Source organism: Ruegeria sp. CH5, assembly GCF_056537025.1.
This window is the reverse complement of record NZ_JBQFQT010000003.1, coordinates 548,782-559,699: the sequence shown is the minus strand read 5'-3', so window position 1 is coordinate 559,699 and position 10,918 is coordinate 548,782. Positions and strand designations below refer to the sequence as shown.

The following is a 10,918-nucleotide window of genomic DNA, read 5'->3' as shown; positions in this document are numbered from 1 at the left end:
CTGCGGTCAGCGTCGTCTTGCCGTGGTCAACGTGGCCAATCGTGCCAATGTTGACGTGCGGTTTTGTACGCTCAAACTTTTCCTTTGCCATGATGGCCTCCTTTTTCGGAAATGAAGGGAGCCCGGGCAGCAGGCTCCCTCTATTTTTCGGTTATGCGTATTTTGCCTGGATCTCTTCCGCGATGTTCTGCGGAACCGGATCATAGTGGTCGAACTGCATGGTGAACTGGGCACGGCCCGACGACATCGAACGCAGAGTGTTGATGTAGCCGAACATGTTGGCCAGCGGCACGAATGCGTCGATTGCAATCGCGTTGCCGCGCGGCTCTTGTCCAGACACCTGGCCCCGACGCGAAGTCAGGTCGCCGATGATACCGCCGGTGTACTCTTCCGGGGTGATCACTTCGACCTTCATGATCGGCTCCAGCAGTTTCGCGCCGGCCTTTTTCAGACCTTCGCGCATGCACATCCGCGACGCGATTTCGAACGCCAGAACGCTCGAGTCGACGTCGTGGAATTTACCGTCCAGCAGGGCAACCTTGAAGTCGATCACGGGGAAGCCGGCCAGCGGGCCGCTGTCCATGACGGACTGGATGCCTTTTTCGACACCCGGGATGTATTCCTTCGGAACGGCACCACCAACGATGCGGCTTTCGAACGAATAACCTTCGCCCGCTTCGGTGGGAGTGATCTCGAGCTTGACCTCAGCAAACTGACCCGAACCACCCGACTGTTTCTTGTGGGTGTAGGTGTGTTCGATCGGCATCGAGATGGTCTCACGATAGGCCACCTGCGGCGCACCGATGTTGGCTTCGACCTTGAACTCGCGCTTCAGACGGTCGACCAGGATGTCCAGGTGAAGTTCGCCCATGCCCTTCATGATGGTCTGACCCGATTCCAGGTCGGTTTCCACGCGGAAGGACGGGTCTTCGGCGGCCAGACGGGCCAAACCCTGGGACATCTTTTCCTGGTCGCCCTTGGTTTTGGGCTCGACCGCAATCTCGATCACCGGATCGGGGAAGGTCATGGTTTCCAGAACCACGGGATCCTTCGGATCGCACAGGGTATCACCAGTGGTGGTGTCTTTCAGACCCGCCAGAGCGATGATGTCGCCTGCGAACGCTTCTTCGATCTCTTCCCGATTGTTCGAGTGCATCATCATCATACGACCGATGCGCTCTTTCTTGCCTTTGGTCGAGTTCAGGATCGAGTCGCCCTTGTTCAGAACGCCCGAGTAGATCCGGGTGAAGGTCAGCGAGCCAACGAAGGGGTCGTTCATGATTTTGAACGCCAGGCCCGAGAAGGCCATGTCATCGTCAGCGCGACGCGCGATGTTGCGGACTTCTTCCTCGTCACCGGGTTTGAAGCCCATGTAGTCGACAACGTCCAGCGGGCTGGGCAGATAGTCGATCACAGCGTTGAGCAGCGGCTGAACACCTTTGTTCTTGAACGCCGAACCACCCAGAACCGGCACGAAGTGCAGCGCCAGGGTGCCCTTGCGCAGCAGTTTGCGCAGGGTCGGAATGTCGGGCTCGTTGCCTTCCAGGTATTCCATCATCGCGTCGTCGTCTTCTTCGACGGCCGCTTCGATCATCTTGCCGCGCCATTCTTCAGCCATGTCCTTCAGGCTGTCGCGGATCGGAGCTTTGACCCAGCTTGCGCCCAGGTCTTCGCCCTGCCACAGCCATTCTTCCATGGTGACCAGGTCGATCAGGCCTTCCAGCTCGTTCTCTGCACCGATCGGGATACCGACAGGGACGGCGCGCGCGCCGGTGCGGTCTTCGATCATGCGAACGCAGTTGAAGAAGTCGGCGCCGATCTTGTCCATCTTGTTGACGAAGACCATGCGCGGAACTTTGTAGCGGTCAGCCTGACGCCACACGGTTTCGGTCTGTGGCTCAACACCTGCGTTTGCGTCCAGAACGCAGACGGCACCGTCGAGAACCGCCAGCGAACGCTCGACTTCGATGGTGAAGTCAACGTGGCCGGGGGTGTCGATGATGTTCAGGCGGTGCTTGGGGGTATCGGCGGTCTGACCGTCCTCGGTGCGCTCCCAGAAGGTGGTGGTCGCAGCCGAAGTGATGGTGATGCCGCGTTCCTGCTCCTGCTCCATCCAGTCCATGGTGGCTGCACCATCGTGCACCTCACCGATGTTGTGGGATTTGCCGGTGTAATACAGGATACGCTCCGAGCAGGTGGTCTTGCCTGCATCGATGTGCGCCATGATACCGAAGTTACGGTATAGTTCGAGCGGATATTCGCGTGCCATTTGGATAAGCCTCTGGGATTACCAACGATAGTGGCTGAAGGCTTTGTTCGCCTCGGCCATCTTGTGGGTGTCTTCGCGCTTCTTAACGGCAGTACCGCGGGACTGTACGGCGTCCAGCAGTTCGCCGGCGAGGCGTTCTTCCATGGTGTTTTCGTTGCGGCCGCGCGCGGCGGTGATCAGCCAGCGGATGGCCAGAGCTTCGCGGCGCTCAGGGCGCACTTCGACCGGAACCTGATAGGTTGCACCACCAACCCGGCGCGAGCGAACCTCGACCGACGGCTTGATGTTGTCGAGTGCTTCGTGGAACACCTCGACAGGAGCGCGCTTGATCTTGCTCTCAACGCGGTCGAAGGCGTTGTAGACGATACGCTCTGCGACCGACTTCTTGCCGTCGATCATCAGGTTGTTCATGAATTTGGTCAGGACCTTGTCGCCAAATTTGGCGTCAGGCAGGACTTCGCGTTTTTCGGCGGCGTGACGACGTGACATATCAGCCTCTCCTTCTTACTTGGGACGCTTCGCGCCGTATTTCGAACGGCGTTGCTTACGGTCTTTGACGCCCTGGGTATCCAGAACACCACGCAGGATGTGGTAGCGGACACCCGGAAGGTCTTTCACACGGCCGCCACGGATCAGAACAACCGAGTGCTCTTGCAGGTTGTGGCTTTCACCCGGGATGTACGAAATGACTTCGTAACCGTTGGTCAGGCGCACCTTGGCAACCTTACGCATAGCCGAGTTCGGCTTCTTCGGCGTGGTGGTGTACACGCGGGTGCAGACGCCGCGCTTCTGCGGGCACTGCTCCAGGTGCATGGACTTCGAGCGTTTTACTTTGGGCTGCCGCGGTTTGCGGATCAGCTGTTGAATAGTTGGCATTCCGGTTTCTTCCCCGTTTTGCAACACACATGACATGCACGCGCGTTGCGTGCGGCTAACTTCGCTGCGCCAATGCGTCCACAAGCGCAAAACCCGCGAGCGTTCCCATTCCGAGGTGAACGTCGCGGTTGGTTATCAGAGGGCGCGAACTGCAAAATTGTCCGGGCCTTGACCAGTTCAATACTGAAATCGGTTTTGGGGCGGCCCCCGGTACCGAGATGACGGGCGTATAGGGGGAGTCGGCCCGACTGTCAACAGCCCCGGCAGATGCCTGCCCGCCTTGCAGCCGTGCGTCGCGGCGGAAGCGACATCGGTTGCGGTGTCACATCCCTCGGGGCATAGTCCGCACTGGTGTATTCCTACCGGAAGTGAAGATGCAAGTCATTGGTCTGTGCCGTTTCTCCTACCCGGCCATCGGCGGGTTCCAGACCATGCACGAGTCGGTCGAAGCGCGCCGGCGCTATCTGTATGACCCCCGGCGTCTGGACGAGCGGTTCCGCCTGTTCGAGGCCTGCGCCCTACCCGCCCTGCGCGCCCAGACGGATCCGCAGTTTCAGTTTGTGATCGTGACGGGGACCTGCCTGCCTCGGGTCGCCCGTGATCGTCTGAACGACCTGACTTCGGGCATGAAACAAGTGCAAATCGTCTCGCGGGAACCCGGCCGGCATCGCTCTGTCATGAAGGACGTCCTGAACCAGGCACGCTTGAACCCTGACCTGCCATGCCTGCAATTCCGTCATGATGACGACGATGCGGTTGCGGTGGATTTCATCGAATTGCTGCGCCGCGCGGTTCAGGACGCCGAAGGGCTGGTACGGCGCAACAAGATGGTTGCCATTGATTTCAATCACGGCTTCCTTGCCCGGTTCAACGCCAGCGGAATCCAGGCCACGCCGTTTCACCAGTCGCTGCTGGGTGTTGGTTTTGGGATGTATGTGCGCGGCGGGTGTGAGCTGACGATCATGAACTTTGCCCACCACAAGATCGGCAACTTCATGCCAGTCATCAGCCAGAACGAACCGCCGATGTGGGTGCGCAGTCTGAACGGGTTCAACGATTCACCCAACACCCGTACAAGCAAGGCCAAGCTGGAACCGTTGACCCCCGCTCTGGCAAAGCAGTTCGAAACCCGGTTTGCAATTGATCCGGCGGTGGTCCGACGCGTCTATTCGGACGCCTGAAGTGCCCGCTCGCGAAAGAGGGTGAACAGGCCCGCGGTGACCACCAGTGCGGCACCCAGCATGGTGATCCGGTCAGGCCAATCTCCGAATACCGCCCATCCCAGACCCAAGGCCCAGATCAGGCTCGAGTATCGGAACGGCGCGACAAAGCTGACCTCGCCAACGCGCATCACCATGACGCTGAAGAGATACCCCAGCAGGACGAAAACTGCTGCCGAGGCAATCAACATCCCCGACCCGGCCGTCATCGGCACCCAACCCTGGAAGACCGAGGCAATTGCCGCACCGGTGGTAATCGTCAATGAGGTTGCCAAAGTGACGACCATCGACGGCACCTCGGGCGACATTCGGCGGGTGATCAAATCCCGAGCCGTCACGCAGATGACGGCAATCAAGGCATACATGGCATAGATGCTGAATCCGTCCGGACCCGGTCGCACGATCAGCAACATGCCTGCAAACCCCAATGCAATGGCCATGATCCGCCGCCACCCGATCTGTTCCGAAAAGAACAGGGCCGCACCCAAGGTGACGGTCAGCGGCAGGGCCTGCAGAACCGCGGTCACATTGGCCAGCGGCATGTGCATCAAAGCCGTGAGGAAGAAGAACGTCGCCGACAATTCCGCCACGCAGCGAAAAGCCACCAACCAGCGGTCGTGCCGCCCAAACCGCAGATGCAATGCCCCCAGATGCCGCGCCAGCGCAAAAACCAGGATCGTCGCCAACAACCCACGCAGTGCCACCAACTGGAACAGTGGCACCTCCTGACCGGCCGCCTTGACCAGCGTATCGTTCACAGTGAATGCGGCCATGCTGCCCATCATCAGCAGGGCGCCTTTGACGTTCGGTGTCATTGCCATGGCCCGGTTTCAATCTGGTCCCGGCATTGGCATCTCACCTGAGCAGATTGTCAACTTGTGATCCGGCCAATTCGGTGTTGTTTGGTCCGATCGCAGTTGTACCTGATCGCTGCCATGGGGCGGTTTTCTGTGTTCCAGCCTACAGGTAGTTCAGCTTCTGCGTGACCCAGAACAGTATCTCTGCAAGTGGCGAAATCGGCCCGGCCTTGTCTGTCATCACAAGCGCGGTGCCCGACGCGCCGAATTGAAGTGTTTCCAGAGGTACATCGCCAGGAAGTTCGATGAGGACCGGAAAGCTGGTGATCCCGACAAGTTCGCGCATCGAGGGCAAACCGGAGCGGAGATCCAGTGCGCCCTCTGACAGGGCCGGCGGAAACCCCGAAATAGTTCCCGTGATCTCGGATCCCGGCTGGGTTCGCAGCGCCACACGGATTTCATCGCCAAGGCCGACATTGGATCGGCTGGATTGGGGCAGCGAGGCCACCAACGCGTGGTTCGTCGGGTCTATGAAGGTCAATGCGCCCTGGAAGGTCGTCGCGCGATTGCCCGGGCGCAGCGTGACCGCACTGACGATCCCGTCGCCCGGCGCGAAGACTTCTGTCTGCTTGAGGTTCCATTCGGCCTGCGCAAGCGCCTGTTCGGCCTCCACGACCGCCACATCCTCACCGTCGATCTGAGCCGCGATCCGGCGCTCCAGCCCCGCTTTTCGCGCTTCTGCTGCACGAATGCTTGCGGTGAGCTGTTCGATCGTCGCAACCGCTTCCTGCAGTTTGAAGGTGGTGGATGCGCCACGCTCTTCCAGTTGAACGATGTCATCCCGCCGCTGCTGCCCAAAAACGAGTTGCGCGGTCAATGAAGCGATATCGGCTTCGGCAGCCGCCAGATCCGTGGTCAATTGGTCCGCTGCAGACCGGGCGGCTTCCAGAGATGCCTCCAGCCGCGCTACCTCGAGCACGTAGAACTCGGGATCGATTCTGAACAAGAGATCGCCTTCGTTCACCTTCTGGTTCGGCTCAACGGCAACTTCGACGACCGTTCCGGAGACATTGGGCACAATGCTTGTCTGAACGCCCAGAACCGACACTGGCCCCGTAGGCGCCGTGTGGTTGAGTGCGCCGATGACAACCAACGCGACGACGCCGGCCCCACCGTACGAAACGGTCTTCCAGAAGCCATTCCAGGGCAGCAGGCTGAACTTGGAAAAGACCAGCCAAATCACGCCGAAATACAATCCGAGGACTATGAGCATCCGAGCAAGACCCGTGTTGAGTTTCAAACAGTGATGGCGGGAGTAAGTCCATTACCACATTCTGATTTTTGAGTATGCAGCAGTTCCGTTTGAAATCACAGTGTTTGGATCGAACCCTGGCCGCTTCCGGCACCGGCCGAAACAAAAAAAGGCCCCGCGGAACCGCAGGGCCTTTCTGAGTTTCTCGTCGCCGATATTATTCGCGGCTTTCCGGAGTTTCCACCAGCGAGTCCAGCTCGTCGCCGACCATGTCATCATCCATCATCGGAGCGGCCAGCGCGGCTGCGGCCTCGGCCTCTTCGCGACGTGCCTCGATGACGACATTGTCACGCTGCTGCGCGATCTGGCGAACACGCTGTGTCGCACCACCGGTACCGGCCGGGATCAGACGGCCGACGATGACGTTCTCTTTCAGGCCAACCAGCTTGTCCTTCTTGCCTTGAACCGAAGCTTCGGTCAGCACACGGGTGGTTTCCTGGAACGACGCCGCCGAGATGAACGAACGCGTTTGCAGCGATGCCTTGGTGATCCCCAGAAGGATCGGCTCGCCCTGGGCCGGACGACCACCGCGTGCGATGGTCTTCTCGTTGGCCGCGTCGAACTCCTGTTTGTCGACATGCTCGCCCTTCAGCAGGGTGGTGTCGCCCGAGTCCAAGATCTCCCACTTCTGCAGCATCTGGCGCACGATGACTTCGATGTGCTTGTCGTTGATCTTCACACCCTGCAGGCGGTAGACCTCTTGCACCTCGTTGATCATGTAGTCAGCCAGCGCCTCGACACCCATGATCGACAGGATGTCATGCGGAGCCGGGTTGCCGTCCATGATGTAGTCACCTTTCTGCACGAAGTCGCCTTCCTGCACCGGGATGTGCTTGCCCTTGGGCACCATGTACTCGATCGTCTCCAGCGACTCGTCGACCGGCTCGATGCTGATGCGACGCTTGTTCTTGTAGTCGCGGCCAAAGCGCACGTAACCATCGGCTTCCGCGATGATTGCGTGATCTTTCGGACGACGCGCTTCGAACAGTTCGGCCACACGCGGCAGACCACCGGTGATGTCCTTGGTCTTGGCGCCTTCACGCGGAATACGCGCAACAACGTCACCGGCTTCGATCTTCTGACCGTCTTCGACCGACAGGATCGCGTCCACAGACATCGGATAGTGAACCGGGTTGCCCGCATCGTTTCGGACCGGCTCGCCGTTGTCGTCCACCAGAATGATCTCGGGCTTCAGATCGCTGCCTTTGGGGGCGGCGCGCCAGTCGATCACGATCTTCTGGGTCATGCCGGTTGCATCGTCGGTCTCGTCGCGGACAGCAATGCCCGAAACCAGGTCGACGTATTTTGCGGTACCGGCTTTCTCGGCGATGATCGGCAGGGTGTAGGGGTCCCACTCGAACAGCTTGTCGCCGCGCTTGACCTTGGTGCCTTCCTTGACGAACAGCTTCGAACCGTAGCCCAGCTTGAAGCTGGCGCGCTCTTCGCCGTGTTCGTCGTTGATCACCAGCTTCATGTTCCGGCCCATGACCAGGCTTTCGCCGGCGGCATTGACCAGAATCTGCGGGTTCTCAAAGGCAACGACACCGTCCTGGTTCGCTTCCTGGAACGACTGCTGACCACCTTGCGCAACACCACCGATGTGGAAGGTCCGCATCGTCAGCTGCGTACCCGGTTCACCGATCGACTGCGCGGCGATGATGCCGACAGCCTCACCGGTGTTCACCATGGTCCCGCGTGCAAGGTCACGACCGTAGCAGGTTGCACAGACGCCTTCCTCGGACTCACAGGTCAGAGGCGAGCGGATGCGCATCGAGGCAACACCGGCCTCGTCGATCGTATCGGCCATGCGTTCGTCGATCAGCTGTCCGGCGGCGACGATGACCTCGTCGGTTCCCGGACGCAGAACGTCATCTGCGGCCACACGGCCCAGAACGCGTTCCGCCAGCGACGCGACGACTTCACCGTCATTGACCGCGGCCTCAGCCGTGATCGCACGGTCGGTTCCGCAATCAACCTCGCGCACGATGCAATCCTGCGCCACGTCAACAAGACGACGGGTCAGGTAGCCCGAGTTCGCCGTCTTCAGAGCGGTATCCGACAGACCCTTACGGGCACCGTGGGTCGAGTTGAAGTATTCAAGAACGGTCAGACCTTCCTTGAAGTTCGAGATGATCGGCGTCTCGATGATGTCGCCGTTCGGCTTGGCCATCAGGCCGCGCATGCCGCCCAGCTGCTTCATCTGGGTTACCGAGCCACGCGCACCGGAGTGCGCCATCATGTAGACCGAGTTCGGCTCTTTGTCGGCGCCGCCCTCATCCTTGGCCACGGCCGAGATGGTGCGCATCATGGCTTCGGTTACGCGGTCGTTACACTTCGACCAGGCATCGACAACCTTGTTGTACTTTTCGCCCTGAGTGATCAGGCCGTCCATGTACTGCTGTTCGAAGTCTTTCACCTGTTCGCGGGTTTCGTCCACGATGCCCCACTTGTCCTCGGGGATCACCATGTCGTCCTTGCCGAACGAGATACCGGCCTTGAACGCTTCCTTGAAGCCCATCGACATGATCTGGTCGCAGAAGATCACCGACTCTTTCTGTCCGCAGTAGCGGTAGACGGTGTCGATCACCTGCTGCACTTCTTTCTTCCGCAACAGGCGGTTGACCAGTTCAAACGGTGCCTTGTTGTTCTTGGGCAGCAGAGCCCCCAAGCGAACACGGCCCGGCGTGGTTTCAAAACGCTTCTGAACCTCGTTGCCTTCTTCGTCGATCTGAGTGATCCGCGCGGTGATTTTCGAGTGCAGGTGCACCTCGCCCGCGTCCAGCGCGTGCTGGACTTCGTCGATCGAACCAAAGACCTTGCCTTCGCCTGGCATGCCTTCGCGTTCCAGGGTCACGTAGTAGAGACCCAAGATCATGTCCTGCGACGGAACGATGATCGGCGCGCCGTTTGCAGGCGACAGAACGTTGTTCGTCGACATCATCAGAACACGCGCTTCCAGCTGCGCCTCAAGGCTCAGCGGGACGTGAACGGCCATCTGGTCACCGTCGAAGTCGGCGTTGAAGGCCGAACAGACCAGCGGGTGCAGCTGGATTGCTTTACCTTCGATCAGGACCGGCTCGAACGCCTGAATGCCAAGACGGTGCAGCGTCGGCGCACGGTTCAGCATGACAGGGTGTTCGCGGATCACTTCGTCGAGGATATCCCACACTTCGGGACGCTCTTTCTCGACCAGTTTCTTCGCCTGTTTCACGGTCGAAGACAGACCCTTGGCTTCAAGGCGCGAGTAGATGAATGGCTTGAACAGTTCCAGCGCCATCTTCTTGGGCAGACCACACTGGTGCAGCTTGAGCTCGGGGCCGGTCACGATGACCGAACGGCCCGAGAAGTCGACGCGCTTACCCAGAAGGTTCTGACGGAAGCGGCCCTGCTTGCCTTTCAGCATGTCCGACAGCGATTTCAGCGGACGCTTGTTGGCACCCGTGATCACGCGGCCACGACGGCCGTTGTCGAACAGAGCATCCACGGACTCCTGCAGCATCCGCTTTTCGTTGCGGACGATGATGTCAGGCGCGCGCAGTTCGATCAGACGCTTCAGACGGTTGTTCCGGTTGATGACGCGGCGATACAGGTCGTTCAGGTCCGAAGTCGCGAAACGGCCACCATCCAGCGGAACCAGCGGACGCAGTTCCGGCGGAATGACCGGGATCACGGTCATCACCATCCACTCGGGGCGGTTGCCCGACTCGAGGAAGGATTCAACAACCTTCAGACGCTTGATGATCTTCTTGGGCTTCAACTCGCCGGTTGCTTCGGCCAGATCAGCGCGCAGCTGCTCGGCTTCGGCTTCCAGATCGATCTGGGCCAGCATCTCACGGATGGCTTCGGCACCGATATTCGCGGTGAACGCGTCCATGCCATAAGCATCCTGCGCGTCCATGTACTCTTCCTCGGTCAGCATCTGGCCGTAGGTCAGGTCCGTCAGACCGGGCTCGATGACGACATAGTTTTCAAAGTACAGAACGCGTTCCAGATCGCGCAGCGTCATGTCCAGCATCAGACCGATTCGGGACGGCAGCGACTTCAGGAACCAGATATGTGCGACGGGCGCGGCCAGCTCAATGTGACCCATACGCTCGCGGCGGACTTTCTGCAGGGTGACTTCCACGCCACACTTCTCGCAGACAACGCCGCGATACTTCATCCGCTTATATTTGCCGCACAGACATTCGTAATCTTTGATCGGGCCAAAGATACGGGCGCAGAACAGGCCGTCACGTTCGGGCTTGAACGTCCGGTAGTTGATGGTTTCGGGTTTCTTGATCTCGCCATAGGACCAAGACAGGATCCGCTCGGGCGACGCCAACGAGACCTTGATCTCGTCGAAAACCTTGGGCGGCGTCAGCGGGTTGAACGGGTTGTTGGTGATTTCCTGGTTCATTTGTTACCTCAAATCTTGCGGAAGGGGGGACGGGAGAAAGGGCAG

The 10,918-nt window shown here is 59.6% G+C and carries 8 protein-coding genes; 1 reads left to right on the top strand and 7 read right to left on the bottom strand.

Going from position 1 to position 10,918, the window contains the following annotated elements; translation table 11 throughout:
• The 4 genes from ACR0JC_RS13105 to rpsL form a co-directional block, all read right to left on the bottom strand.
• Positions 1-91: GTP-binding protein (locus ACR0JC_RS13105; RefSeq protein WP_215675807.1), on the bottom strand; the 91-nt coding region annotated here is incomplete at its 3' end.
• A gap of 60 nt (positions 92-151) precedes the next feature.
• Positions 152-2,269: an elongation factor G gene (gene fusA / locus ACR0JC_RS13100; protein ID WP_170342421.1), complete on the bottom strand. Its 2,118-nt coding sequence runs from the start codon at positions 2,267-2,269 to the stop codon at positions 152-154.
• Positions 2,270-2,287: 18 nt separating this feature from the next.
• Positions 2,288-2,758: a 30S ribosomal protein S7 gene (rpsG, locus tag ACR0JC_RS13095; RefSeq protein WP_093964348.1), complete on the bottom strand. Its 471-nt coding sequence runs from the start codon at positions 2,756-2,758 to the stop codon at positions 2,288-2,290.
• A 15-nt stretch (positions 2,759-2,773) separates the two neighbouring features.
• Positions 2,774-3,145, bottom strand: coding sequence for a 30S ribosomal protein S12 (gene rpsL / locus ACR0JC_RS13090; protein WP_005980675.1), 372 nt, complete (start codon positions 3,143-3,145; stop codon positions 2,774-2,776).
• Positions 3,146-3,519: 374 nt separating this feature from the next.
• Between rpsL and ACR0JC_RS13085 the strand changes: the two genes are divergently transcribed.
• Positions 3,520-4,326, top strand: a complete 807-nt coding sequence (locus tag ACR0JC_RS13085; RefSeq protein ID WP_170342419.1) for a putative rhamnosyl transferase — start codon at positions 3,520-3,522, stop codon at positions 4,324-4,326.
• On the opposite strand, the gene ACR0JC_RS13080 is transcribed toward ACR0JC_RS13085, so the two are convergent.
• The 3 genes from ACR0JC_RS13080 to rpoC form a co-directional block, all read right to left on the bottom strand.
• Positions 4,311-5,180 (bottom strand): DMT family transporter, encoded by an 870-nt coding sequence (locus ACR0JC_RS13080; protein ID WP_170342451.1) that lies wholly within the window; start codon positions 5,178-5,180, stop codon positions 4,311-4,313. The genes ACR0JC_RS13085 and ACR0JC_RS13080 overlap by 16 nt on opposite strands.
• Before the next feature lie 145 nt (positions 5,181-5,325).
• A complete protein-coding gene (locus ACR0JC_RS13075) occupies positions 5,326-6,435 on the bottom strand; it encodes an HlyD family secretion protein (RefSeq protein WP_170342417.1) in 1,110 nt (369 codons plus the stop codon).
• 196 nt (positions 6,436-6,631) lie between these two features.
• Positions 6,632-10,873 (bottom strand): DNA-directed RNA polymerase subunit beta', encoded by a 4,242-nt coding sequence (gene rpoC, locus ACR0JC_RS13070; protein ID WP_170341438.1) that lies wholly within the window; start codon positions 10,871-10,873, stop codon positions 6,632-6,634.
• Positions 10,874-10,918 lie beyond the last annotated feature (45 nt).